Here is a 24623-nt window from a genome sequence, read left to right as displayed (position 1 = left end):
AAGGCAGCCGCAAATTGCGGCTGCCGAGTTGACCAGGGAGAGAAGGGCTCCGAGGTTGAAAAGGATTGGTCTTACGCGCTTAGTTTTTGCGAGCCGCGACCAAATTCCGGGTAGGCCTCAAGGCCGAGTTCCGCGAGGTCAGATCCCACTTCTTCCTCTTCCTCGCTGAGCCTGATGCCCAGTGTGTATTTCAGCGCAAGCCATACGACTGCGCTTGTTGCAACGACAAATGCGCCGACTGCAAGAACGCCAATAAGCTGTGCCATAAATGTGGTGCCCGGGTTGGTGATCGCCACAGCAAGGGTGCCCCAGACACCGCAAACAAGGTGAACAGACACTGCACCAACAACGTCATCGATTTTGAGCCTGTCGAAAAACGGCACCGCGAAGACCACAAGAACGCCGCCTACAGCACCGATCAGGCACGCTGACAATGGTAAGGGCGTCAAGGGCTCGGCCGTGATGGATACAAGGCCAGCCAAAGCACCGTTCAGGACCATTGACAGGTCAACTTTCTTGTAAACCAGCTTGGTGACGATCGCTGCTGCGAACCCGCCACCAGCGGCCGCCATATTTGTGTTCACAAAGATATTTGAAACGGATATAGCGTCGGCCGCGCTGCCCAGCGCGAGCTGCGATGCACCATTGAAGCCGAACCAGCCAAGCCACAGAATGAAGGTACCCAGCGTGGCAAGCGGCAAGCTTGAACCCGGCATTGGGCGCGCCTTACCTTCCTTGGTATAACGACCAAGACGAGGGCCCAGAACAATTGCACCAACAAGCGCCGCCCAGCCACCAGTGGAATGCACGAGCGTCGAACCGGCAAAATCAGAGAATTCGGCACCAAACGTCGTGGCGAAGCTTTCTGAGTTCAGCCAGCCGCCACCCCATTCCCATGAGCCTTGAATAGGATAGATCAGGCCTGCAAGGACAGCGGTGAAAATGAAGAAGGGAAACAACTTAATGCGTTCCGCGACGGTACCCGAGACGATGGAAGCCGTTGTAGCCACAAATACCATCTGGAAGAAGAAGTCCGAACCCGCAGCATAGCCAGCGGGGTCATGCTGGGCTTCTTCAGCCAAGGCTGCAGCGTCATCGGGCGACCAGAGCGAAAAGAACGTACCAAAGTAGCCGGACACGTCCTGATACATAAGATTGTAACCCATCAGCATCCACATGATACAGGCAAGGGCATAAAGGCCTACGTTTTTCACACAAATATCAGCCACGTTCTTGGAGCGGACGAGGCCCGCCTCAAGCATCGCAAAACCAGCCGCCATCCACATCACAAGGAAGCCACCGATCAAAAACAAAAGCGTATTAAAGATATAAGCCGACTCGCCGGACACTTCTGCCGAGGCAGGGACGGTCAAAAGCATTGCGCCGACACCGGCAAGCAATAGTTTCTTGGGCATAAATTTATCCACCATGAGTAAAACTCCTTATAGGGCTGCGGCGTCAGTTTCGCCGGTCCGAATACGGACTACCTGATTGAGGTCCAGGACAAAGACTTTGCCGTCCCCGATCTGACCGGTGTGCGCCGCTTGCTGGATGGCTTCCACAACCTGCTCGGCGACAGGATCGTCAGTTGCAATTTCCAACTTCACTTTTGGTAGGAAGTGCACCTCGTATTCGGCGCCACGGTAGATTTCTTTTTGACCACGTTGCCGGCCATAACCTTGCACTTCGGTAACGGTCATACCGTTGACACCGATCTCGGCGAGGGCATCACGGACAGGATCAAGCCGGTGCGGCTTAATAATGGCTATGACATATTTCATAATCGCTCCCTATAGTTGGATATATTTTCCAGCCTAGAGAGCAGCTTCCATGCCAATTTATTAAATTGTTATATTTCAATGATTTATTAAGGATACCGCGCAAATAGCAAGCAACAAAATGCACAAAAAATAGGACATGCTTAAAATTTAATCACTAAGAAAAACTTATCCAATAATCGGGAAAACATCGGCAATAAATTCGCCTCAACAGTGATAGCTTTCTGTTTTACGAGGTGGACAGCGCAGAGGAATACAGATGAAAATATACGGTGACACGAGGTCTGGAAACTGCCTGAAGGTGAAGTATGTAGCGGATACGCTCGCTATTCCTTATGAATGGACCGAAATTGACGTACTTTCAGGCCGAACACGAAGCAAAGAGTTTCTCGCGATCAACCCTGCAGGGCAGATTCCTACCGTCGATTTTGGTAATGGAAGAATTCTGGCGCAATCCAACGCGATAATGCGCTACCTGGCTAGGAACAGCGCCTTAATACCCGGTGATGCCTGGCTTGCCGCCAAAATGGATGAGTGGTTGTTTTGGGAGCAATACAGCCACGAACCAACTATCGCAGTGGCTCGGTTTTTACGAACATTCAAGAATCTACCTGACAGCGAGATTAGCCCGCAGCTGGTCGAGAAAGGCAATGCCGCACTCGACATGATGGAAGCCTGCCTCACCAGGAAAAACTGGTTCGTCGGCGACCAGATTACACTGGCGGATATTGCCCTGCTTGCCTATACCCAGTTTGCGGAAGAGGGCGGTTTTACCCTGGAACATCGCCCTCATATTCGCAAATGGCTCGCGCTCGCCAAGGGGGAGCTGAATATATAGTCGGCGTTATTCTGGCTCTGGCATGCTCTCGGCTGCTTTACGTTGATTTTCAACGATCCGTTCGGGACCCGTCTCCGAGCAACCACGGTATAGCACCGAGAAAACTTCCTGTGGCGTCGAAGCCTGTCCAGTCATAATTAGTTGAAATGAAAGGAACCCGGCAGAAGAGCCAAGATGCTCGGCCGCGTCATCCCCAATTTTTTTCATCGCTGATTTGACCTTGGCATTCCCAACGCCTTCAACGCTTTTATTCATCTTTTCCAATAATGCCTGATCGCGGCCGCTGATCATGTCCACAACCTGCTGAAGCTTCAGGGGAAGAAGGAAATCAACTGCCGCCGCTCCGACGTTGCCGTAGTACAGACAGATTTCTTTATCGTCTGCCGCATCTGCCGACGCAGGTGCAAGGCCTGACGTCGCAAAACAAACGGCAAATAGTGAGGTCATCAGTTTCATTGTTGTCATCTCCGATAAGAACACCCTCACTATCCATGATGGGTTCTTAACTCAGGCTGAACAAGAAGTTATGTCACTTTAGAAGTAGTGATACGCTCTGCATCAACAACACTGCTACTGCTGCGCAGCCGTGTTTCAGCATCTTGTGTCCCATAGAGGAAAGGCAAGGTCGCATACCGAACGCCGCTCGTGACAGGCAGAGCCTCGTGCAATAACGAGCATGAGAAAACCACCGCCCCACCGGTTGGCGCCTTGTAAGTTCTGCTGCCATATTCAGGGAAGCGGAGCTCTCCTCCCTCAAACCCTTCGGCGTTCAGGTTAATTGTCACCGCAAAACGGCGATGTGCTGTCCCCGGCGTTGTATTATCGCGGTGTGCTCTAAAAAAACCCTGCGTTTTGCTGTCATAACAGGCGACAATATAGCGTTCCACCCGCGTGGCGTCATACTGGAACGCCCGCTTCAGCTCTGGCAACAGCCGTCGGGAAACTGACACGCGTAGAGCGGTTCTCAACTCCTCACTGTCAATATTTACGTCCTGCCGACGTTTGAAGCTGGTGTCATTGACGCCGACGGTCTTGTCGCCCTCCGCGCGCATGAACCCACTCTCGTAAGCATCATGTTGATTATAATAATCAATTAGTGCCTTACAAAGGGAAGGTGGTAACACTCTGGGCACCAAAAGCACGGGCGCCCAAGCCTCCTGTACTCCACCGGCATGCCGACTGGGGTGTGGTAGTTGCTGAACAAGCGCAGCCAATCGGTCTATTTCCGCGATGGTCCCGCGCGCATAGACGCGCAACGTGGGGTCCAGGACAAACCAGGTTGGCTTGAACGCAGCCCTGCCATCCTCGTTATTGTCAGCGACCAGCCCGTACTTGCGGGCTATAGCCCAGTCTGCGTCCAGAAACACACGCGACCGGTGAAACCGGGAGAGAACAGTGGTATCCTCTCTATCAGACGCCCGCGACGTCACCCCAAAACACACCGAGATACTGTCATCGCGCGGAATAACCTTGGTAGCAAATTCTGATAGCGCATCTGACATTCCGGCTATTTTGCTATCCCCAAAGAAAACGAGCACAACAAATCGCCCGGCAAGGGAAGAAAAATCGAACCTCGGATTGACGGGGGCAGGTGCGCTGAAATACGGCGCAGGTTCCCCCCATTCAAGCGTTTTGGCATTGGTCATTGTGAGGCCGTTCACTTCCCAAAGCGACACAGCAGCATGACAAGCGATGTCGCAGTAGCCCCCAGTGGGTTCATATGGCGGGCAGGGTGGGATTCGAACCCACGAAGGGCTTGCACCCTTGCCGGTTTTCAAGACCGGTGCATTCAACCGCTCTGCCACCTGCCCGGGGACTTATGAACGCTAGGATCAGGCGAGCGTTTTAGCGGCAGTTTTTCAATTCGTCCAGTGCAATTGTAAACAATTGGAAAAAGTACACGATTTTCATCGCCAGATACCTTGCGCCAGCCATGGGGAATTGATAGACAGGACTATCTTTTCCACAAGATCTCGGGGGTAACATAGATCTTGTGGGCTATATGTTCTAGGTAAGGCCGAAATCCCGGCCATGAAGACAAAGGGCTGCAGCTGGTGAGCGACAACACACCCATTACGCCGGAAGAGCGAGACATCCAGCCAATAACCATCGAAGACGAGATGAAGGCGTCCTACCTCGATTATGCCATGAGCGTAATCGTATCGCGGGCCCTTCCTGATGTGCGGGACGGCCTAAAACCAGTGCACCGTCGTATCCTCTATTCGATGCATGAAAACGGATATGAGTGGAACAAGCCGTTCCGCAAGTCCGCACGTATTGTCGGTGACGTGATGGGTAAATATCACCCGCATGGCGACAGCGCGATTTATGACGCCCTGGTGCGGATGGCCCAAGACTTTTCCATGCGCGCGCCGCTCGTTGACGGGCAGGGTAACTTTGGCTCGATGGACGGCGATAGCGCTGCAGCCATGCGTTACACCGAAGCCCGGATGGATAAAGTCTCGTCCATGATCCTCGCGGACATCGACAAGGACACCGTCAACTTTCAGGCAAACTACGACGAAAGTGAGCACGAGCCGGTCGTATTGCCTGCGCGCTTCCCGAACCTGCTGGTTAATGGCGGCACGGGCATTGCTGTGGGCATGGCGACAAATATTCCGTCGCACAGCCTTGGTGAGGTAATCGACGGCGTTTGCGCACTGATCGACAACCCCGACATCGACACCATGGGTTTGATGGAACACATCCCGGGGCCCGACTTCCCGACGGGAGGCATCATTTTGGGTGCCGGTGGTATTCGTCAAGCTTATGAAACCGGTAAAGGGTCCATCACGATCCGCAGCCGCAGCACGGTTGAAGAGATCCGCAAGGACCGCTGGGCTATCGTCATTACCGAGATACCCTTTCAGGTAAACAAGTCCTCGATGATTGAGAAGATTGCGGAATGTGTGCAGACCAAGCGCATTGAAGGCATCTCGGATATTCGTGACGAAAGTGACCGCGACGGTGTTCGGGTTGTTGTTGAACTGAAGCGGGACGCCGTGGCTGAGGTGGTGTTGAACCAACTCTACCGCTTCACACAGGTTCAGACGAGTTTCGGCATCAACATGCTGGCGCTGAATGGCGGCCGGCCGGAGCAGCTCTCTCTAAAACAGGTTCTGCAGGCATTTATCGATTTCCGCGAGGAAGTCATTACACGCCGGACCAAATATGAACTGGCGAAGGCACGCGACCGCGCGCACATCATGCTTGGTCTCGTAACTGCCGTTGCCAATATCGACGAAGTTGTTGCAACTATCCGCGGCGCAAAATCGCCTGCGGAAGCCCGTGAGGCATTGGCTGCCCGCAAATGGGACGCGACCGAGATACTACCATATCTTGAGCTTATCAATGAGACCAACCACCTTAATGAAGACGGCACCTACCAACTTTCAGAGGTACAGATCAAATCCATTCTCGATCTGCGCCTGCACCGCCTGACAGCACTGGGCCGCGATGAAATTGGTAGCGAGTTGGAGACGTTGGCTGCTGCTATCCGCGAATATCTGACCATCCTACAGTCCCGCGAGAAGCTGTTTGAGGTATTGCGCGGTGAAATTGAGGCTGTTAGGGCCGAATTTGCCGATGCACGCCGTACCGAGATTGACGCTAATGCCATCATGGGCTTTGATGATGAAGACCTGATAGCACGGGAAGATATGGTCGTGACGGTTACCCAGACAGGCTATATCAAACGAGTGCCACTCAGCACCTATCGTGCCCAACGGCGCGGCGGTAAGGGCCGGTCCGGCATGCAAACGAAGGACGAGGACTTCCTCTCTACCGTTTTTGTCGCTGACACTCATACACCTGTGCTGTTTTTCTCCAACCTTGGTCAGGTATACAAGATGAAGGTCTGGAAGCTGCCGCTTGGGAATCCACAGTCCAAAGGCAAAGCTGTCATCAACATGTTGCCTCTTAAGCAGGATGAAACGATTGCCACTATTCTGCCATTGCCGGAAGACGAGGAAAGCTGGGGCGAATTGCAGGTAATGTTTGCAACCGCATATGGGACCGTGCGTCGCAATAAGCTGTCTGACTTCTCTAATGTGATGTCTAACGGCAAGATTGCCATTCGCTTTTCAAGCGAGGACGACAAGCTGGTGGGGGTTGACGTCTGCACGGAAGATGATCACGTTTTGCTTGCCGCGAAAGGAGGACGTGCAGTTCGCTTCAAGACAACGGACGTCCGCCTTTTTGCCGGGCGCACGTCCACAGGCGTACGGGGTATGAAGTTCGGCGAAGGAGACGAAGTTGTCTCGATGCGGATCATCAATGGCACCGACGCGACGACAGAAGAGCGAGACGCCTATCTCAAGGCTGCGCCATGGAAGACTGAACCTGGTGAGCAGACACTAAGCGATGAGCGCATGGCTGAGCTGGAATCCTGCGAACAGTTCATCCTTACCGTCACAAGTAATGGCTTTGGCAAACGAACCAGCAGCCACGAATATCGCCTTACCAACCGTGGCGGGCAGGGTATCTGGAACGTGCCATCCGATGCCCGGCTGCGCGAACAGATCGGCGACGTGATCGCCGCTTTCCCAATTTCACCTGGCGAGCAGGTAATGATGGTCACAGATCATGGCAAACTTATTCGCACGCCGGTTCATGATGTCCGGATTGCCAGCCGTAACACCAAGGGCGTAACCCTCTTTAAAGTCGCGGATACGGAACAGATAGTCTCAGTCGCCAAGCTTCAGGAAACTGAGGAAGAAGAGGAAACTATTGGTGAAGAAGGGGCGGAGGGGCAAGCTCCTACAGTCGAGGAGGCTGTGGAAAGGCCTGCCCAACCCGAACAGGAATAAGTTTATATATCATATTATAAGGCTCGCTTCTTCATGTAAGAGGTGAGCCTTATTTATTGAAAAATAGCAAGCATACGGCGCCAAGGGCAAGGATTGTTCCCGATACCCTGCCAATAAGGTGTATCGATCCCTGCCTCGCAAGGAACGGGCGTGCAGCACTCGCCGCCAAGACCCAGCATGAATCCAATATAGGTGCCAGTAGGGCAAAGGTTGTGGAAAGTGCTAATAACTGCGGCATGGCGGGCAAATCAGGCGAGACGAATTGCGGAAAGAATGCCGCGAAGAAGAGGATCGCTTTTGGGTTTGTTGCCGCGACCAGCATCGCAGATCTGAAGGCTTTGATCGGCGTGCGCTCAACCTTGAGTGCCACGGCGTTCGGTGTATCGGGAGTACTACGAAAAGATTTTATCGCCAGATAGATGAGATATATAGCCCCAAGATAGCGAATAGCGGTCAATATATCGTCCGAGAGCAATACGATGATCGCCGAAAATCCCATCATATAGAGAGCAAGCATCGCAACGGCGACAATACCCGCGCCCAAAACAACCGCGAACCCATGCTTGGGGCTTTCGTTTAATGTCTCGGCAATAATAAGGCTGACAACCGGCCCGGGCGTCAAGACAAGGATAAAAACCGCGAGGACAAACAGTGAAAAGAGCATAGGGTCAACAATTAACACAGTGAACTTCCTCGCGATTTTGCCACTTGGGCCTTGTTTTTTTACGTATATTCGGGGATGTTGCAGCAAAGTTCGTTTCAAGCAAACTCTTTCCTGCATTTGCCGAGGGCAAAGCGGTCAGGAACCCGGTTTGAGTTAGGGGAGGCATCGTGGCAAGAAAACGTGTGGGACTATATCCGGGAACGTTTGACCCGATCACCAATGGTCACCTTGATATTATCAAGCGTGGTTTGCGCCTTGTAGACCGCCTCGTCATCGGCGTAGCGACGAACCCCAGTAAGGATCCCTTGTTCAGCCTTGAAGAACGGGTGGCAATGGTTGATCGTGAAGCGAGACCGCTTGCGGAAGAACTTGGCGTCCAGTTTGAGGTCGCGCAGTTTGATGAGCTTTTGATGCATTTTGCGGAGCGTGTTGGTGCGGACATCATTATCCGCGGCTTGCGCGCGGTTGCGGATTTTGAATATGAATTCCAGATGACGGGGATGAATTATCAGATCAACCCCGATATCGAGACGGTTTTTTTAATGGCAGACCCAAAATATCAGACTATTGCGTCTCGACTTGTTAAGGAAGTCGCACGGTATGACGGAAAAATATCAAGCTTCGTACCTAACGAGGTTGCCGAGGCTGTAGTCAAAAAAGTAGCCGAAAGCAGGCAATAGATGCTCAGACAATTAACAAAGCGGCATAGTAAATGATGAAGCGTTTCTTCGTAATCTTTCTAACAATGGTGGGCCTGATGAGTGAGACATCAACAGCCTTTGAGCTGGACAAAGAAAATACCCTGTATCTTGATCTTGAAGCAGGCCGCGTCGTGATTGCGATGCGTCCCGATGTGGCACCTAATCACGTGGCGCGAATTAAGGAACTTGTCCGCCAGGGATTTTACGACGGAGTCATCTTTCACCGCGTCATCCCCGGCTTTATGGCCCAGACAGGCGATCCGACCGGCACGGGCACCGGTGGTTCTGGCCAGAACATAAACGCCGAATTCAATAACCTGCCGCACCTTCGTGGGACTGTCTCAATGGCGCGTGCCGGAGATCCCAACAGTGCGGATAGCCAGTTTTTTATCTGCTTTGACCGGTCCGGTTTCCTCGACGGCGATTATACGGCTTGGGGTCGTGTCATCGGCGGAATGGAATTTGTTGATACGATTGCGCCCGGCGAACCTCCTGCGGAGCCGACAAAAATTGTTAAGATGCGGATAGCAGCGGACGTCGACGAGTAGGAAGCACCAATAGTAATTTGAAAAGGGGCGCCGCTGAAGCGCCCTTTTTCTTGTTATAGTACGCGTTATTCTATAAAAGCCCGCGACATGAACGTAGAGCTTTTTGATTTTGATCTTCCCCGCGAGAATATCGCCCTTAGGCCTGCCAGCCCAAGGGATGCGGCACGTATGCTTGTGGTCAAGCCTGAGTGCCTGATTGATACCGGTGTGCTGAACCTTGTCGATTATCTAGGCGAGGATGATGTGCTTGTGTTTAACGACACACGGGTTATCCCGGGGCGTCTTACTGGCAAACGAGGTGCAGCCAAGGTTGAACTGACGCTGCATAAACGCGAAAGTGAAACTATCTGGCGCGCGTTCGCCAAACCTGCAAAAAAATGCCGGCTTGGCGACACTCTCGATTTTGACGGCCTGACGGCTGAGGTTATTGACGTTGGTGCGGAAGGCGAGCGCACAATACGCTTTGACGTCCCTCAGTCTGAGATGAGCAACGCACTTGAAAGCCATGGCGTGATGCCGCTGCCACCTTATATCGCCAGCCAACGCCCGGTCGACGAGCAGGACAAGTCAGATTATCAGACCGTTTTTGCCCGTACGGATGGCGCGGTAGCTGCGCCAACAGCGGGTCTGCATTTCACCAAGCGTATGCTTGAAAAACTTGATCAAAAAAACATAAAACGCCTGGGCGTCACCCTTCATGTCGGGGCAGGAACTTTTCTACCCGTGAAAGTGGAAGACACCAAAGATCATAGGATGCATAGTGAGTGGGGCGAAATAACGCCTGAAGTTGCTGCCCAGTTGAATGCAGCACGTGCGCGCGGCGGAAAAATAATCGCTGTTGGCACGACGTCTTTACGTTTGCTCGAAAGCGCCGCCGACGATCAGGGTGTCATCCATTGCTTTTCCGGTGACACCGACATTTTCATTACCCCAGGGTACACCTTTAAAGCGGTCGACATGCTGATGACCAATTTTCACCTGCCATGCTCGACCCTGTTTATGCTGGTATCGGCATTCGCGGGCATGCAAACCATGCGAAATGCCTATGAAACGGCAATCAATGGCGGATACCGTTTCTATTCATACGGGGATAGCAGCCTTCTGTTCCCGGCAAAGGACTGATGTGATGAAAACAAGGTTCCAATTTGATATCCATGCGACAGACGGCGCAGCTCGTACCGGCGTTATCCAAATGCAACGCGGCGAAATTCGCACCCCTGCTTTCATGCCTGTCGGCACAGCGGGTACGGTCAAGGCAATGCTGCCTGAAAATGTGTGCGCGACAGGCGCGGATATCCTTTTGGGCAATACATATCACTTGATGCTCAGGCCTACCGCGGAACGGGTGGACCATCTCGGAGGGTTGCACAGGTTCATGAATTGGGATCGGCCAATTCTGACTGACTCTGGTGGATTTCAGGTTATGTCCCTGACGCAGCTCCGGAAAATGAGCGAAGAGGGTGTGACCTTTCAGTCTCACCTGGATGGACGCAAGATATTGTTATCCCCGGAACGTTCAATGGAAATCCAGCGCCTGCTGGGTTCGGACATTGTGATGAGCTTTGATGAATGTACGCCGTTCCCGGCAACGTACGACGAAGCGAGAACCTCCATGGAACTCTCAATGCGGTGGGCTAGGCGGTCGCGGGAAGGTTTTAACAGCGGCGAGGAGCACGCCGCGCGTTCTGCCCTGTTTGGCATTGTGCAGGGCAGTGTTTATGACGACCTGCGTTTCCGATCGATAGACGCACTGCAAAGCATCGGCTTCGACGGCTACGCCGTTGGCGGGTTGGCTGTAGGTGAGGGGCAGGAAACCATGTTCAAGGTGCTGGACTTTACCATGCCGCGCATGCCCGAGGCGAGCCCGCGGTATCTCATGGGGGTTGGAAAGCCTGACGACATCGTTGGCGCCGTAGAACGTGGGATAGATATGTTTGACTGCGTGCTCCCCACCCGGTCTGGGCGCACGGGGCAGGGCTTCACCTGGGGGGGGGCCATCAATCTGAAAAATGCCCGGCACAAGGATGACGTTCGCCCCATTAGTGACGCGTGCGCGTGCCCGGCATGCACGAAATATAGCAGGGCTTATGTGCATCACCTGATCCGGGCGGGCGAGATTTTGGGGGCCATGCTTCTAACATGGCACAATCTGCAATTTTATCAGGACCTTATGGCAAGCCTCAGACAAGCTATCGCGGAAAGCCGCCTCACCTCCTACGCAAATGATTTCAGGGTCGGATATGCCGAGGGGGATATCGAACCACTGTAATTACCGCTTCATAACGGGTGTATAAAATTTAAGTTCAAGATCCTTTTTGCGGCAGGTACTTTCTTCGGGGGGGGCTTCCGAGTTCACAAATGTTACGACGTCAGCAAGCGCACAATCAACCTGACTATGCACAATATGGCCAAGCGGGGGGTATAGCCGATGAACGGCATTGGTGGAGCCCTGAAAAGCACCCTTTACGGCGCTATATGGTGTGACAGGATCAAGTCCTCCCGATAGAATCAGGGTTGGTACCGTAGGCATCTGCGGCGGCTGAAAGCTCAGAGGCGACTTTATGCCTATTGTGTCACACACAAATTTTTGCCGCCAATCCAGATATTCGATAAAGGGCGCTAATTCCGGATATTGTTTAATGTCCACACTAAGCGCCTCATACCATCTGGCCAGGGGAAGTTCGCTACACCTTACCCCGTGATGGAACCCAACATTCAGGCTACCACCCGGCTTGAGAAGCTGGCTTAAAAGTAGCCCAAACCTTTTTTTCAACGTTTCGTCGTTATTGGACGCGCCGATATAGGGCATCAATTCCATCCGCTGGGGTGACCTCAGCGCCATAAATGCAGTGATTAGCAGCTGTTCCTGCGTCGGCCGTGCATAGGCCACCACTTCCCGCGAATACAGGTCGCGTAACGCAAGTGGCTCTACCATGTCGCGGTTAAAAACTGAAATAAGTGCAGGTATTCGTTCTTCCAGATGCAGACGCATCGCAGGGCATAGATATTCATTTCGGCAGAAGTCGCTCAGACGCTCAAGCGACGCGTGAAAATTTTGTCCCGTGTGCCAGAAGCTTTCCACCCAAGGAGTTTCAGGAGAATCAAGGATAAGCCGATCAATACTTGCCGGCTCTTTCTCAACGAGTGCTAGCGCAACACGGGCGCCATATGATTCGGCCATCACGACCCACCGATTGGTGCCAAGGGTCTCTCGGAGCTCCATAAGGCGGTCGGCTTGCGCTTCGGTAGATATTCTGGCCAGAACGTCACCACGAAGGTCAACCTGATCGAGACACGCCGCCAGTCGGCTCTGCTGCATGGGGCGCGTATAAAAAACAGCGTCTTCCGGTTTCGAGGAGATTCCCCAGTGAGCGTCGTCCAGATCAGTTCTACGACAATCAAGAGAGGGAAAGCTGTCAGCCGAATCCGGTAATAGCACTGCACGGTTCAAACGCTGCGCCAATAACCCCATGTGGCCAACATGCACTTCGCCTCGGCCACCCGGTCCGCCAAGGATATAAAGCACGGGTGGATTGGCAGCACCACCCGTCGGCGCGGGAATCACAAAAAGTTTTATATCGTGTTTTGACCAGACACACCGAAAGACCGCTTTCGCATTGCGATATAAGTCGGCCGTGCAGGCAGGTATTTTATTTGTGTTATCGGGATCACTGGCAGCGCTGCCTGCGGTGAAATATCCGAACAGAAAACATGTCGTAAGCGCCGTGATTGTTATTAATTTCTTCATAGACATAAGCCTAATATTCTTTGTGTGCCGCCACAATTTTCAGGAGGAAAAACAAGGGTGTCAGAAAAAATTCACTTTCTTTGACTCTTTTGCTTGACGGTCCCGAATGATCGCCCTATGGTCCGCCGCGTTCCCGGGGAAGACCCCGAGAAACCACTGAAAAGTGGGCCCGTAGCTCAGCTGGTAGAGCAACTGACTTTTAATCAGTAGGCCACAGGTTCGAACCCTGTCGGGCTCACCATTTCAAAAAGGTCGACGCCATACGCGTCGGCCTTTTTTATTTAATTCAGAGTTTCACCTCGCTGTGCAATAGCCAAATGGATTACCGCCCCGAAAAAGCCTCCTTTCTAGCCTTGTTTTTAGCAGGTGCTACGGCCTAAAGTGTAGCGCATTATAAGCACCCCGGGAGAGGAGTAGATACCACATGCAGATTGGGCGTGGTTTTTATCATATATTTTTGATGTCCTGTTTGCTTGTCGGTGTCGGCGCGCCGCACGCCGAAGCACAGAAGGCCGAAACAGAGGAGGCCGCCCCCCCCTCCGGAGAGAACGCTGCCTTCAAGGCCTGGATAGACGACGTTCGAATTGAAGCGCTTGAGCGTGGGATTAGTGCTGCCACTCTGGACAAGGTCCTACCCAATATTACGCTGATCGAACGAGTGATTACGCGTGACCGGAACCAGCCGGAGGTTAAGCAACCTTATGCCGCCTATATCAACGCCAGGGTCAGTCAATGGCGTAAAGATAAAGGCACCACCATGATGGTCGAGCATGAGACGGCGCTAAAGAAGGTCGCCGATACACATGGCGTGCAGGGCCGCTTCATTGCCGCCATCTGGGGTATTGAGACAAATTATGGCACCGTGCCTCTCAGCTATTCGGTTTTTGATGCCGTGGCCACCCTTGCGTATGACAAGAGGCGGGCGGCCCGTTTCCGCCGGGAGCTTTTTGCCGCTCTCGAGATTCTCGACAAGGGATATGCTTCATACGAGGCTATGAAGGGCTCGTGGGCGGGCGCGATGGGGCAGCCCCAGTTCATGCCTGAGGCGTATCTTCAATACGCTGTTGATCATGATGGGGACGGAACCCGAGACATTTGGGGAAATAAGGTCGACATTTTTGCCTCCATCGCAAATTATCTACAATCATATGGCTGGGATAACAGCCAAACGTGGGGGCGTAAGGTAAAGTTGCCAAAAGGTGGCGAAAAGTCCTTGCAGGCGGACCAGTCGGACGGTGTTACTCCCGCGCGATCATGCAAGGCCTATAAAAGCCTCGGTGCTTGGCGCAATTTAGAGGAATGGCAGGAACTCGGCGTTCGCCGCATCACTGGCAAAGACCTTCCTTCTCGGTCAATTCCAGCAGCTTTGGTCGTCGCGGACGAGGGAGATGACGAGGGCTATCTGGTTTATGGCAACTTCTGCTCAATCATGCGATATAACCCATCCTTCAAATACGCACTGGCGGTTGGCTTGCTTTCTGACGCCATCAGCAAATAGGTCGGTAAAATGCGTTACATCCTGCTGCTGATACTTCTACTTACAGCCGCGTGCTCCTCTGGCTCACGCGAGGTCGGGCCCCGTGGCCGCATGCCCCATGATGGAGAGTTGCCCGTTGGGGATCAGGGGGTCGCCCGTAAGGTAGGTAACCCATACAAGGTCGCTGGCGTTTGGTACCACCCTAAAGAAGATCCTTATTACGACGAAGTGGGATATGCCTCCTGGTACGGGCCGGACTTCCACGGCAAACGAACAGCGAACGGCGAGCAATACAATATGAATTCGCTTACCGCCGCCCACAAAACCCTACCATTGCCTACGTTTGTCAAGGTAACAAACCTTGAGAACGGTCGCTCAATCGTGCTGCGGGTCAATGACCGTGGACCATTTGTCAAAAGTCGCATTATTGATGTTTCCCGACGTGGAGCCCAACTTCTCGGTTTCGACAAGCAAGGTGTGACAAAGGTACGGGTGCAAGCGCTCGATGAGAATGGTAAGATCGTCAAACCAAAAGGCAATAACCAGACTTACGCCGGCGGCACCTCGGCTGGTAACCATTACATTCAAGTGGGAGCCTATAGCCAGCGAGAGAATGCCGAGATCCAGCTAAAACGCCTGAGGCGCAGTGGCCACGATGCACAGCTGGACAAAACAGATAGCAACGGCAAGAGCCTTTGGCGGGTACGATTAGGGCCGTTCAAGGAAAAGCTGCTGGCTGAGCAGAAACTTGACCGAGTGGTCGCCGATGGGTTTTATGAGGCGCGGATTTTCAGCGATTCCGTGCGGTAACAGAACAAGATCAAGGGAATACAATGGTTGGCAAGCTTAAAGCGACACTAACAATAATTACATTCAGCCTGATGGCACTTGCCGCTCCGCTGCGTGCCCAGATGGCAACACCAGCCGAGCACGCCATATTACTGGATGCGTCAACCAACAGCATTCTATTTGAAAAGGACGCTGATGCGCCATTTCCACCCGCGTCAATGAGTAAGCTGATGACGGTTTATCTCGCTTTCGAAGCCATCAAAAACGGGACTATGCGACTGGAAGATGAAGTTGTTGTTTCTGACCAAGCCTGGCGTGATTGGAACAACAGGGGGTCCACGATGTTCCTGCGCGCTCGTGACGTCGTTACCGTCAGCGACCTGCTGCGTGGCATCATTGTCCTATCCGGCAACGATGCCTGCGTTGTTCTGGCCGAGCATATGGCGGGATCACAGGATGTATTTGTCGAATGGCTGAATGCAAAAGCCGCCGAGCTTGGCATGGCAGGCAGTCATTTTGAGAACTCAAACGGCTGGCCGGCGGACGGCCATGTCATGACGGCACGCGATCTGGCCAACTTGTCACTTCATCTCTCCACAGATTTCCCCGACTTATATCCGATGTTCTCGGAACGCGAATTTTTGTACAAGGACTTTGAGCGCAACAAACATAACCGAAACCCGCTCCTTGGTCGCTTCCCTGGTGCAGACGGCCTGAAAACAGGCCACACTGAAGAAGCAGGATATGGGCTGGCAGCGTCAGCTGAACGGGATGGCCGCCGCCTGGTTCTTGTCGTGGCGGGTCTTTCCTCCGCCAATGAGCGCATGCGAGAAAGCACGCGCCTGATGCAATATGGTTATCGGAATTTTGAGCACTATCCACTTTTCCGCAGTGGTGAAACGGTTGACTACGCCGAGGTCTGGTTGGGGCAGGATGCCACCGTTCCAATGGTAGTTGGAACCGATGTCGCCATCACCATGTCCCGGCGACAAAGGGCTCAGATGTCTGTCAAGATTGAATATATGAACCCTGCACCAGCCCCGATCAAAAAAGGCGCGCCTCTCGGCGAGTTGGTGATCGAGATGCCCGACCGCCCCGCCTTCCGCACTCCACTACTTGCAGGCGAAGATGTTGAGGAAGTTGGCGGCCTTGGCCGCATCGGAGCGGCGTTCGAATATATGCTCTTTGGTTCGGCCGGTGCCGAGAAGCCGGACCTGCCGGAGAAATGATCGGCAAGGCAAGATTCATCACGTTTGAAGGCGGGGAGGGAGCCGGAAAGTCTACACAGATCCGCCTTCTCGCTGATTGGCTTCGCAAGCAAGGGGCGACCGTATGCCTAACCCGTGAGCCTGGGGGCTCTCCGGGCGCAGAACTCATTCGTGACCTGCTACTGAAAGGCGATGTGGACCGCTGGCTACCTATCAGTGAAGCTCTTATGCTGGCGGCGGCTCGTGCAGACCATGTCGAACGTACCATCCGCCCAGCGCTCTCCCGCGGTGAATGGGTACTCTGCGACCGATTTTATGATTCCAGTATTGCGTACCAGGGGGCAGGTCGTGGCGTAGGGGTGGAGCGAGTTAAGGAAATCCAGACCATTGCGTTTGGAAAAATGCAGCCAGACCTGACGTTCATTCTTGATTTACCTGTCGAGGTTGGCCTGTCGCGCGCGCTTGAGCGCGAGGGAGCAAAATCGGACATGGAAGACCGCTTTGAACGTATGGATCGCAAATTCCATGAGAGCTTGCGCCAAGCGTTTCTAGGCATTGCAAAACAAGAACCCGTTCGCTGCATATTGTTAGACGCGGACAAGGACATCGATAGCCTGCAGGGCGAAATACTACATGCTCTAGAACACAGATATCTAAAATCATGAGTGATCCTGAAAGATCAGCATTGCTGCATCCCCGCACGACTATGCAGCTCTTTGGGCATGAAGCGGCGGAACGTCAGTTTCTTCAGGCCTTTAATGGCGAGAGGCTGCATCACGCCTGGCTTGTCAGCGGGCCTAAAGGAATTGGCAAGGCCACGTTGGCCTGGCGCATCGCCAAATTCCTTGCGGCACAGCCCAGCGACACCTCAAATTCCGGTTTGTTTGCTGATGCTCAATCCGCCGCTGCCGATACGCTTGATGTGAAACCGGCAGATCCGGTTGTGCAGCGCGTTATAGCTGGTGGGCATGGTGGCATCACTGTAGCGGAAAGGTCGGAAAACGAGAAAACCGGGAAGATTCGCAATGATATTGTCATCGACGATGTCCGCAAACTTATCAGCTTTTTTTCTCAAACCAGTGCCGAAGGCGGGTGGCGCATTGCCATCGTGGACGCAGCAGACGAATTAAACGTAAATGCCGCGAATGCGCTTCTTAAACTGCTTGAAGAACCACCAGCCCGGTCCATCCTGATCCTGATAGCGCATTCCCCGGGGAAGCTGTTACCCACCATCCGCAGTCGGTGCCGCACGCTGAAACTGACTCCGCTGAGCGAAGATGGTGTTCGTGCCGTATTGGCTGCGCAGTACCCAGCGTTATCGCCCGACGACCTCACGGTATTGGCGCGCTTATCCTCCGGCGCTCCCGGCAGAGCCATGGAAATGGCTTCACTTGGAGGTGTGGAGCTTTACCGTCAGATGGCCAGGTATCTCACTGCGTTGCCGCGCCTTGATGTGCCTGATCTTCATGTGTTGGCTGGTCGCCTCGCTGCGCCCAAGGCCGATTCCGAATACCGCCTTTTTGTCTCCATGTTGCTCGACTGGCTAGAGCGTATGATCCGCCAAAGCGCGAGCGGCATTGCCTCAAACGATATCATGGCAGGTGAAAGCGCGGAAATGCTCCGCATTTCCTCTCTCGCCGGGCTTGATCGCTGGCTGGACCTGTGGGAAAAGATGGGCCGCTTGGTAATCCGCGCAGATGCGGTGAACCTTGATCGAAAACAAGTTATTATAAACTTGTTTTCGTCGCTCGGCTCACTTGTGCGGGCCTGAACCAGTTTATACGTTTTATCGAGAAGAAAATTATGACCGGCCGTCCGTCCTATTATGTCACGACCCCCATCTATTATGTGAACGACAAACCTCACATCGGGCACGCATACACGACCCTTGCAGCTGATGTACTGGCACGCTTTAAGCGTCTTGACGGTCATGATGTCATGTTTCTGACCGGAACGGATGAACACGGCCAAAAGATCGAACGTTCCGCTGAGAAGGCGGGGATAGACCCGCAAACCTTTTGCGATCAGGTATCCACCAAGTTCAAAGACTTGACGGGCGCCATGAACTTCTCGAACAACCAGTTCATTCGCACCACTGAGGATCGGCATAAAAAATCGGTCCAGCATCTTTGGTCGGCGCTGGAAGAAAAGGGTTTCATATACGAAGGGCGTTATTCAGGTTGGTACTCCGTTCGTGACGAAGCATTTTACGCCGAAAGCGAGCTTGTGGATAGCGAGAACGGCGATAAGCTCGCTCCGACGGGTGCTCCAGTCGAATGGGTAGAGGAACCAAGCTACTTCTTCAAACTATCCGCTTTTGAAGACAAGTTGCTGGAGCTCTATGACAGCAATCCAGAATTTGTCATGCCGAAATCACGCCTTAACGAAGTAAAAAGCTTTGTTAAAGGCGGCCTTGATGACCTCTCTATTTCCCGTACCACCTTCACGTGGGGGGTGCCCGTTCCCGGTGCCGATGGGCATATCATGTATGTATGGATTGATGCGCTGGCGAATTATCTGACCGCTCTCGGCTATCCAGACGAGCAGGGTACGGATTATCAGAATTTCTGGCCCGCGGATGTCCATATCGTCGGCAAGGATATCTTGCGCTTCCATGCGGTATACTGGCCCGCTTTTCTGATGGCAGCCGACCTCCCGTTGCCCAAACGAGTATTCGCACACGGATGGTGGACCAATGAAGGACAGAAAATATCCAAATCGCTTGGCAATGTGATAGACCCTTATGAACTGATTGAGACCTATGGGCTTGATGCAACGCGATTTTTTATGCTGCGCGAGGTACCATTTGGCAATGACGGCGATTTTTCCCGCCGCGCGTTTGTCCTTCGCTGTAATGCTGACCTCTCAAATGGCCTTGGCAACCTGAGCCAGCGTACACTCTCCATGATTCACAAAAACTGCGACGGACAGTTGCCTGAACCTGGAGAATTAACAAGTGAAGACAACTTATTACTGAATAATATTGAACAAACACTTCAGCTGGTTCGCGATCATATGGACCGGCAAGCGTTTCACCTGGCGCTTGACGCCATATGGACACAAGCCAGTGCAGCCGATAGCTATATTTCCGTGCAGGAGCCTTGGAAGCTTAAGAAAACCGATCCAGCGCGTATGAACACGGTGCTTTATGTTCTCGCGGAAGCCATCAGACAAATTGCCATTCTTGCACAGCCCGTGATGCCGGATTCCGCTGCGAAAATTCTCTCTCAGATGCGCGTTGCAGACCGCGGTTTTGACCAACTGGGCAAAGCAGGGCGCCTAGCACCGGGCATCACAATTCCCAAGCCCGAGGGTGTATTCCCTCGCTTTGAACTGCCGGAGGAAGACAGCGAACAATGACAGATTTCGGATATATCGTCGATAGCCACTGTCATCTGAACTATAAAGGCCTGAGAGAAGATGAGGCCGGTGTGGTCGCGCGCGCGCGAGCAGCCGGCGTGGGCTGTATGCTGGCGATCAATACGAAGCTGTCGGAATACGATGAAGTCCGCCTCATTGCAGAAACTTATGACGACGTGTACGGCACCGTCGGCATTCATCCGCATGAGGCAGAAAACGAGCCGGACGTTGCTGTGGCAGAACTGATAAAACGCGCGGCCCATCCCAAAATTGTGGGCATCGGAGAGACCGGCCTGGACTATTATTACGACAATGCACCCCGTGATATGCAGCAGGTTAACTTTCGGGCCCATATCACAGCTGCCCGCGAAACCGGTCTGCCGGTGATTGTGCATACGCGTGATGCAGATGATAACTGCATCGATATGCTCGCGGAAGAAATGGCCGCGGGGACATTCTCAGGCGTCATTCATTGTTTCACAGCCAGCCAGCGTCTGGCCGACGCCTGCCTTGAGATGGGCTTGTATATATCCATTTCCGGGATCGTCACCTTCAAAAGCGCGCAAAGCCTTCAGGAAACTGTAAAGTCCTTGCCAATGGACCGTCTGCTCGTTGAAACAGATTCGCCGTTCCTTGCGCCGGTTCCACACCGTGGCAAGACCTGTGAACCTGCATTTGTCACGAACACGGCAGAATTCATCGCGTCTCTGAAAGGTGTTTCATTTTCGGAACTTCGCGAAAAAACCACGCGTAATTTCTTCACCCTTTTTAACAAAGTAACACCGCCACGCCCGGATGGGCTGCCAGTATGAGGCTAACGGTCCTCGGCTGTGGTACTTCAGGAGGTGTTCCGAAGATACCTGAATATTGGGGAGCTTGTGATCCTCAAAATCCAAAAAACCGTCGACGCCGCGCAAGCATTCTTGTGGAAGAGGGCGATACAACTCTGCTTTTTGACACCACACCTGACCTGAGGGAGCAGATGCTGGATGCGGAAGTGCAGAGGCTGGACGCAGTCTTTTATACACATGACCACGCTGACCACACCCATGGAATAGATGACCTGCGGGGCTTTTTTCAAGCAACACGGGAACGCGTGCCGGTTTATGCAGACCCACAGACACTTGATATCCTCAAGCATCGTTTTGACTACATTTTTCGTTCCCAGAATAATTACCCCGCCATTTGCAAGGCAAAAGCCATCAAAAGCCTCACCACTGTGGGTGATATTACGGTCATACCGTTTGAACAGGGCCATGGTGACGGGATCAGTATGGGATATCGGTTTGGCGATATGGCCTACTCCACAGACCTGGACCGCCTCCCCGAAACCGCGATTGAAGCACTTACCGGAGTTAAAGTCTGGGTTGTTGATGCCCTCCGCTATGATCCGCACCCCACTCACTCACACCTCGCACAAACGCTCTCTTGGATCGACCGCGTGAAGCCTGACCGCGCGATCCTGACCCATATGACTTGGGACATGGACTATGCAACCCTGCAAAAAGAGTTACCTGACGGTGTTGAAGCGGCCTACGATGGTATGCGTATCACATTGGCGTGACCGCCAAACCGCAAAGTGTGCTTGGCTGCTTGTCTGCAATCCCGTATGATTTTTGCAGGTAGGAGGGGTACTTATGAGCCGTGACCCTTGGCGGGTGCCAGACCATGAAAACCAGGATTATTTAGATAACCATAACATTCCCTCGACGCGGCCTGCCCGCTGGGTGCGGCTCGTTATATTTGTGCTCGGCATGACCATGCTGCTTTTTGGACTCTCCCTCGCATTTCCTGTCGATATGTCGGTGGACCCCTATTTGGTACGGGGGCTGATTATTATTTTTATCTTTGGTGGAGCTGCTGCGTTCTGGAGCCGGTCCAGCATCGCACGTATAGCGAAGGTTGCCGGGCTTTGGGCACTTATCATAACAGCTATCGCGATTTTTTATCTCTACCGCTCAGACCTCGGCACACGCTTCATGAGTGCAATTGACCCGATGGGAGTGACCGTTACGGACGAAGGCTTGCTCCTTCACCGGGCGCAGGACGGGCACTTCTGGCTCCGTGCCGATGTGAATGGCGTACCTGTCCGCTTTATGGTTGATACCGGAGCCTCAAATGTCGTCCTAAGCCCTGATGATGCCCGCAGGGTAGGCATTAACACCGGGCTTTTGGACTTTAGTGGGGTTGCAAGCACTGCCAACGGTAAGGTCACGTATGCCCGCGCAACCGTCGCACAGCTATCGCTGGGTGATGCTGTATTTTATGACGTGCCTGTGACAGTGAATGGCGCGGAAATGCAGGGCTCCCTACTTGGAATGACGGTGCTTCGAAACTTTGCCAGCATCGAATTTCGCGGCAACATGCTCATTCTCCGACTTTAGTATATATATGCTTGCATCTCAGCTTCACCTGCCCATATAGGTTTCTATATATTTTTCTTTCAAAAATAATACTGTCATAGCAATGACGCACCGGAAAGCACCCGAGTATGGCCAACGAACATACCGTAAAAGACGCCAGCGCGCCCGAGGACAATCATTGGAAAACGGTCAAAAGGCTTTTGCCGTATCTTTGGGTTCGCGGACGGTTTGATCTCAAAACCCGTGTTGTCGGGGCGATGCTGCTGCTTGTGCTTGCAAAAATTCTGGGGGTGTATGTTCCGTTTATTTTCAAGGATGCGGTTGATGCATTGACGGGGGAAAGCGCTGGACCCGACGCAGCTACACTGGCACTTGTTGTACCAACGGGCCTGATTCTGGGTTATGGAACCGCACGCGTATTGAGCCAATTATTTGGTGAACTTCGTGATGCGGTTTTTGTTAAGGTTGGGCAACATGCGCTTCGGCAGGTTGCTCTTTCCACGTTCAGGCACCTGCATGCGCTGTCCCTTAAATTTCATCTAGAGCGCCGCACCGGTGGCCTAAGCCGCACAATCGAGAGAGGCACCCGAGGTATCGATTTTCTGCTGCGTTTTATGCTGTTCAACATCCTGCCTACATTGTTGGAAATTGTCCTGATCTCCAGCATCTTCTGGACAAAGTTCGGCTTTTATTACGCGCTCATCACCTTTGTGTGCCTTGCTAGTTATATCTATTTCACGATTGCCGTCACAGACTGGCGCCTTAAGTTTCGCAGAGAAATGAACGACCAGGATACCAAAGCCAACACCAAAGCCATTGACAGCCTGCTTAATTTTGAAACAGTAAAATATTTTACGAATGAAGAGCATGAGGCAAGGCGTTTCGACAAGGCGCTGGCGGCTTACGAATCCGCATCGGTACGCAGCCAACTGTCACTGACACTACTGAATGTCGGGCAGGGCATCATCATATCGCTGGGCCTTGTCATTGTTCTTTTCATGGCTGGCAAAGGTGTCGTGGAGGGCCGTTTTACCATCGGTGAATTTGTTCTGGTAAACTCGCTTCTGATCCAGATTTATATGCCGCTCAATTTCCTCGGGTTTGTCTACCGCGAGATCAAGCAGTCACTCGTTGATATGGAAAAAATGTTCGACATCATCGCTACTAACTCAGGCGTTCATGACACGGAAGACGCTGAAGAACTTGAGGTTTCAGGGGGCACGGTTCACTTTGACACCGTTCATTTCCACTATAATCCGGCGCGCGAGATATTGAAGGGGGTTTCTTTTGGCGTACCAGCCGGCACCACCACTGCAATTGTCGGCGCCAGCGGTGCGGGCAAATCAACGATTTCGCGCATTCTGTTCCGCTTCTACGATATTTCCCAAGGCAGCATTATGATCGACGGACAAGACATCGCGCATGTCTCGCAAAAGAGCCTGCGACGTAATATCGGGGTTGTGCCTCAGGATACAGTGCTTTTCAACGATACCATTCGCTATAATATTCGTTATGGCAATCCCGACGCGACCGACACAGAGGTCGAAGAGGCAGCGCGGTTAGCTCATATTCATGAGTTCATTGTAAATTTGCCCGAGGGATATGACACCGAAGTTGGCGAGCGCGGACTGAAACTGTCAGGCGGAGAAAAACAGCGCGTAGCAATTGCTCGCACAATATTGAAAAATCCACCCATTTTGTTGTTGGATGAAGCAACATCCGCACTCGATGGACATACCGAGCGTGACATTCAGGCTTCACTCGATCGTATTGCCGAGGGACGAACGACGATCGTGATTGCGCATCGATTGTCCACCGTCGTAAATGCCCATGAGATACTCGTTCTGGCCGCGGGACAAATTGTTGAACGCGGAAACCACGAAACATTGCTGCGTATAGAAGGACATTATGCCGCGATGTGGCGCCGCCAATTGGAAGCATCTGCCGCCGAGGAAAAGCTGACTGAGTTAGAAAACTCATGATAGATTACAATCATCATTTCCCATAATATAAATTATGCGATTAGGAAATCGTATCATATGTGGTGCAATAGTAAATACCTTTGCGCACCATAGGACCGGTTAGAAACACGATAAAGCATCGTTTTAGTTTGTGGGCCGACCTCAGACCTAAGCGTGTCGAATGCTTATCACTATGCTGGAATACGTGATTTCTTCAGATATCTTTCAAGAGAACCGAAACGCTTCCGTTTTTCTGCGCTGCGGCCCTACCCATCGCCCCAGCCAAATAAAGCTTCGCAGGTCTAATAACGCGGACCTTTCTCGCAAATTCAACGACCTCATGGCATTCGGGCAGGACGTCAAGGGTCTATGATGATTTG

General features: G+C 52.7%; 22 protein-coding genes and 2 tRNA genes. 17 read left to right on the top strand and 7 right to left on the bottom strand.

The features are described from left to right. Positions 1 to 71 precede the first annotated feature (71 nt). The gene (locus OEU85_RS11805; protein WP_262691681.1) at positions 72 to 1430 is read right to left on the bottom strand and encodes an ammonium transporter family protein; all 1359 of its coding nucleotides are present in this window, start codon (positions 1428 to 1430) and stop codon (positions 72 to 74) included. 12 nt (positions 1431 to 1442) lie between these two features. After that, positions 1443 to 1781, bottom strand: a complete 339-nt coding sequence (locus OEU85_RS11800; protein ID WP_262691680.1) for a P-II family nitrogen regulator — start codon at positions 1779 to 1781, stop codon at positions 1443 to 1445. Between the two features lie 256 nt (positions 1782 to 2037). Here OEU85_RS11800 and OEU85_RS11795 point away from each other — a divergent pair, with 256 nt between their 5' ends. Further along, a complete protein-coding gene (locus OEU85_RS11795) occupies positions 2038 to 2616 on the top strand; it encodes a glutathione S-transferase family protein (protein WP_262691679.1) in 579 nt (192 codons plus the stop codon). 6 nt (positions 2617 to 2622) lie between these two features. On the opposite strand, the gene OEU85_RS11790 is transcribed toward OEU85_RS11795, so the two are convergent. From OEU85_RS11790 to OEU85_RS11780, 3 genes are all read right to left on the bottom strand, one after another. Beyond that, positions 2623 to 3072 carry a hypothetical protein gene (locus OEU85_RS11790; protein WP_262691678.1) on the bottom strand — a complete coding sequence of 150 codons (450 nt, stop codon included), beginning with the start codon at positions 3070 to 3072 and terminating at the stop codon, positions 2623 to 2625. Positions 3073 to 3140: 68 nt separating this feature from the next. Then, the gene (locus OEU85_RS11785; RefSeq protein ID WP_262691677.1) at positions 3141 to 4118 is read right to left on the bottom strand and encodes a 2OG-Fe(II) oxygenase family protein; all 978 of its coding nucleotides are present in this window, start codon (positions 4116 to 4118) and stop codon (positions 3141 to 3143) included. Positions 4119 to 4337: 219 nt separating this feature from the next. Further along, positions 4338 to 4427, bottom strand: a tRNA-Ser gene (locus OEU85_RS11780). Between the two features lie 243 nt (positions 4428 to 4670). On the opposite strand from OEU85_RS11780, the gene gyrA reads away from it, so the two are divergent. Further along, positions 4671 to 7424: a DNA gyrase subunit A gene (gyrA, locus tag OEU85_RS11775; RefSeq protein ID WP_262691676.1), complete on the top strand. Its 2754-nt coding sequence runs from the start codon at positions 4671 to 4673 to the stop codon at positions 7422 to 7424. A 49-nt stretch (positions 7425 to 7473) separates the two neighbouring features. Here the strand turns inward: gyrA and OEU85_RS11770 are convergent, their stop codons facing one another. Next, on the bottom strand, positions 7474 to 8106 hold the full coding sequence (locus OEU85_RS11770) for a LysE family translocator (protein ID WP_262691675.1): 633 nt from the start codon (positions 8104 to 8106) through the stop codon (positions 7474 to 7476). A 149-nt stretch (positions 8107 to 8255) separates the two neighbouring features. Here OEU85_RS11770 and coaD point away from each other — a divergent pair, with 149 nt between their 5' ends. From coaD to tgt, 4 genes are all read left to right on the top strand, one after another. Then, on the top strand, positions 8256 to 8768 hold the full coding sequence (gene coaD / locus OEU85_RS11765) for a pantetheine-phosphate adenylyltransferase (protein WP_262691674.1): 513 nt from the start codon (positions 8256 to 8258) through the stop codon (positions 8766 to 8768). A 65-nt stretch (positions 8769 to 8833) separates the two neighbouring features. Beyond that, positions 8834 to 9337, top strand: a complete 504-nt coding sequence (locus OEU85_RS11760; protein WP_394805417.1) for a peptidylprolyl isomerase — start codon at positions 8834 to 8836, stop codon at positions 9335 to 9337. A gap of 87 nt (positions 9338 to 9424) precedes the next feature. Continuing rightward, a complete protein-coding gene (gene queA / locus OEU85_RS11755; protein ID WP_262691672.1) occupies positions 9425 to 10459 on the top strand; it encodes a tRNA preQ1(34) S-adenosylmethionine ribosyltransferase-isomerase QueA in 1035 nt (344 codons plus the stop codon). A 4-nt stretch (positions 10460 to 10463) separates the two neighbouring features. Then, positions 10464 to 11606, top strand: a complete 1143-nt coding sequence (gene tgt, locus OEU85_RS11750; RefSeq protein WP_262691671.1) for a tRNA guanosine(34) transglycosylase Tgt — start codon at positions 10464 to 10466, stop codon at positions 11604 to 11606. Here tgt and OEU85_RS11745 read toward each other — a convergent pair whose 3' ends face one another. Further along, positions 11607 to 13091, bottom strand: coding sequence for an alpha/beta hydrolase (locus OEU85_RS11745; protein ID WP_262691670.1), 1485 nt, complete (start codon positions 13089 to 13091; stop codon positions 11607 to 11609). 159 nt (positions 13092 to 13250) lie between these two features. On the opposite strand from OEU85_RS11745, the gene OEU85_RS11740 reads away from it, so the two are divergent. The 11 genes from OEU85_RS11740 (at position 13251) to OEU85_RS11690 (ending at position 24264) form a co-directional block, all read left to right on the top strand. Beyond that, a tRNA-Lys gene (locus OEU85_RS11740) sits at positions 13251 to 13326 on the top strand. A 183-nt stretch (positions 13327 to 13509) separates the two neighbouring features. Beyond that, complete coding sequence (locus OEU85_RS11735; RefSeq protein ID WP_262691669.1) at positions 13510 to 14583, top strand: lytic murein transglycosylase; 1074 nt, start codon at positions 13510 to 13512, stop codon at positions 14581 to 14583. A gap of 9 nt (positions 14584 to 14592) precedes the next feature. Next, complete coding sequence (locus tag OEU85_RS11730; RefSeq protein WP_262691668.1) at positions 14593 to 15372, top strand: septal ring lytic transglycosylase RlpA family protein; 780 nt, start codon at positions 14593 to 14595, stop codon at positions 15370 to 15372. Between the two features lie 23 nt (positions 15373 to 15395). Then, positions 15396 to 16580 (top strand): D-alanyl-D-alanine carboxypeptidase family protein, encoded by a 1185-nt coding sequence (locus OEU85_RS11725; RefSeq protein WP_262691667.1) that lies wholly within the window; start codon positions 15396 to 15398, stop codon positions 16578 to 16580. Next, positions 16577 to 17224, top strand: coding sequence for a dTMP kinase (gene tmk, locus OEU85_RS11720; protein WP_262691666.1), 648 nt, complete (start codon positions 16577 to 16579; stop codon positions 17222 to 17224). Before OEU85_RS11725 ends, tmk begins: the two co-directional genes overlap by 4 nt. Beyond that, positions 17221 to 18330, top strand: coding sequence for a DNA polymerase III subunit delta' (locus OEU85_RS11715; protein WP_262691665.1), 1110 nt, complete (start codon positions 17221 to 17223; stop codon positions 18328 to 18330). Before tmk ends, OEU85_RS11715 begins: the two co-directional genes overlap by 4 nt. A 32-nt stretch (positions 18331 to 18362) precedes the next feature. Next, the gene (metG, locus tag OEU85_RS11710; RefSeq protein WP_262691664.1) at positions 18363 to 19919 is read left to right on the top strand and encodes a methionine--tRNA ligase; all 1557 of its coding nucleotides are present in this window, start codon (positions 18363 to 18365) and stop codon (positions 19917 to 19919) included. Continuing rightward, positions 19916 to 20731 carry a TatD family hydrolase gene (locus OEU85_RS11705; RefSeq protein ID WP_262691663.1) on the top strand — a complete coding sequence of 272 codons (816 nt, stop codon included), beginning with the start codon at positions 19916 to 19918 and terminating at the stop codon, positions 20729 to 20731. Before metG ends, OEU85_RS11705 begins: the two co-directional genes overlap by 4 nt. Before the next feature lie 113 nt (positions 20732 to 20844). Continuing rightward, the gene (locus OEU85_RS11700) at positions 20845 to 21483 is read left to right on the top strand and encodes an MBL fold metallo-hydrolase (protein WP_262691662.1); all 639 of its coding nucleotides are present in this window, start codon (positions 20845 to 20847) and stop codon (positions 21481 to 21483) included. A gap of 73 nt (positions 21484 to 21556) precedes the next feature. Beyond that, positions 21557 to 22303, top strand: coding sequence for a retropepsin-like aspartic protease family protein (locus tag OEU85_RS11695; RefSeq protein WP_262691661.1), 747 nt, complete (start codon positions 21557 to 21559; stop codon positions 22301 to 22303). Between the two features lie 107 nt (positions 22304 to 22410). Next, on the top strand, positions 22411 to 24264 hold the full coding sequence (locus tag OEU85_RS11690) for an ABCB family ABC transporter ATP-binding protein/permease (protein WP_262691660.1): 1854 nt from the start codon (positions 22411 to 22413) through the stop codon (positions 24262 to 24264). Positions 24265 to 24623: the final 359 nt, after the last annotated feature.

Source organism: Kordiimonas aestuarii, from assembly GCF_025574465.1.
Classification (GTDB): domain Bacteria; phylum Pseudomonadota; class Alphaproteobacteria; order Sphingomonadales; family Kordiimonadaceae; genus Kordiimonas; species Kordiimonas aestuarii.
This window is presented reverse-complemented; position numbering and strand designations above follow the sequence as displayed.

What these genes read in the sequence shown, in the direction of transcription:
- OEU85_RS11805 (WP_262691681.1), bottom strand. Translation starts at nt 1,430, where the DNA reads ATGGTGGATAAATTTATGCCCAAGAAACTATTGCTTGCCGGTGTCGGC.
- OEU85_RS11800 (WP_262691680.1), bottom strand. Translation starts at nt 1,781, where the DNA reads ATGAAATATGTCATAGCCATTATTAAGCCGCACCGGCTTGATCCTGTC.
- OEU85_RS11795 (WP_262691679.1), top strand. Translation starts at nt 2,038, where the DNA reads ATGAAAATATACGGTGACACGAGGTCTGGAAACTGCCTGAAGGTGAAG.
- OEU85_RS11790 (WP_262691678.1), bottom strand. Translation starts at nt 3,072, where the DNA reads ATGAAACTGATGACCTCACTATTTGCCGTTTGTTTTGCGACGTCAGGC.
- OEU85_RS11785 (WP_262691677.1), bottom strand. Translation starts at nt 4,118, where the DNA reads ATGTCAGATGCGCTATCAGAATTTGCTACCAAGGTTATTCCGCGCGAT.
- OEU85_RS11760 (WP_394805417.1), top strand. Translation starts at nt 8,834, where the DNA reads ATGGTGGGCCTGATGAGTGAGACATCAACAGCCTTTGAGCTGGACAAA.
- queA (WP_262691672.1), top strand. Translation starts at nt 9,425, where the DNA reads ATGAACGTAGAGCTTTTTGATTTTGATCTTCCCCGCGAGAATATCGCC.
- tgt (WP_262691671.1), top strand. Translation starts at nt 10,464, where the DNA reads ATGAAAACAAGGTTCCAATTTGATATCCATGCGACAGACGGCGCAGCT.
- OEU85_RS11745 (WP_262691670.1), bottom strand. Translation starts at nt 13,091, where the DNA reads ATGTCTATGAAGAAATTAATAACAATCACGGCGCTTACGACATGTTTT.
- OEU85_RS11735 (WP_262691669.1), top strand. Translation starts at nt 13,510, where the DNA reads ATGCAGATTGGGCGTGGTTTTTATCATATATTTTTGATGTCCTGTTTG.
- OEU85_RS11730 (WP_262691668.1), top strand. Translation starts at nt 14,593, where the DNA reads ATGCGTTACATCCTGCTGCTGATACTTCTACTTACAGCCGCGTGCTCC.
- OEU85_RS11725 (WP_262691667.1), top strand. Translation starts at nt 15,396, where the DNA reads ATGGTTGGCAAGCTTAAAGCGACACTAACAATAATTACATTCAGCCTG.
- tmk (WP_262691666.1), top strand. Translation starts at nt 16,577, where the DNA reads ATGATCGGCAAGGCAAGATTCATCACGTTTGAAGGCGGGGAGGGAGCC.
- OEU85_RS11715 (WP_262691665.1), top strand. Translation starts at nt 17,221, where the DNA reads ATGAGTGATCCTGAAAGATCAGCATTGCTGCATCCCCGCACGACTATG.
- metG (WP_262691664.1), top strand. Translation starts at nt 18,363, where the DNA reads ATGACCGGCCGTCCGTCCTATTATGTCACGACCCCCATCTATTATGTG.
- OEU85_RS11705 (WP_262691663.1), top strand. Translation starts at nt 19,916, where the DNA reads ATGACAGATTTCGGATATATCGTCGATAGCCACTGTCATCTGAACTAT.
- OEU85_RS11695 (WP_262691661.1), top strand. Translation starts at nt 21,557, where the DNA reads ATGAGCCGTGACCCTTGGCGGGTGCCAGACCATGAAAACCAGGATTAT.
- OEU85_RS11690 (WP_262691660.1), top strand. Translation starts at nt 22,411, where the DNA reads ATGGCCAACGAACATACCGTAAAAGACGCCAGCGCGCCCGAGGACAAT.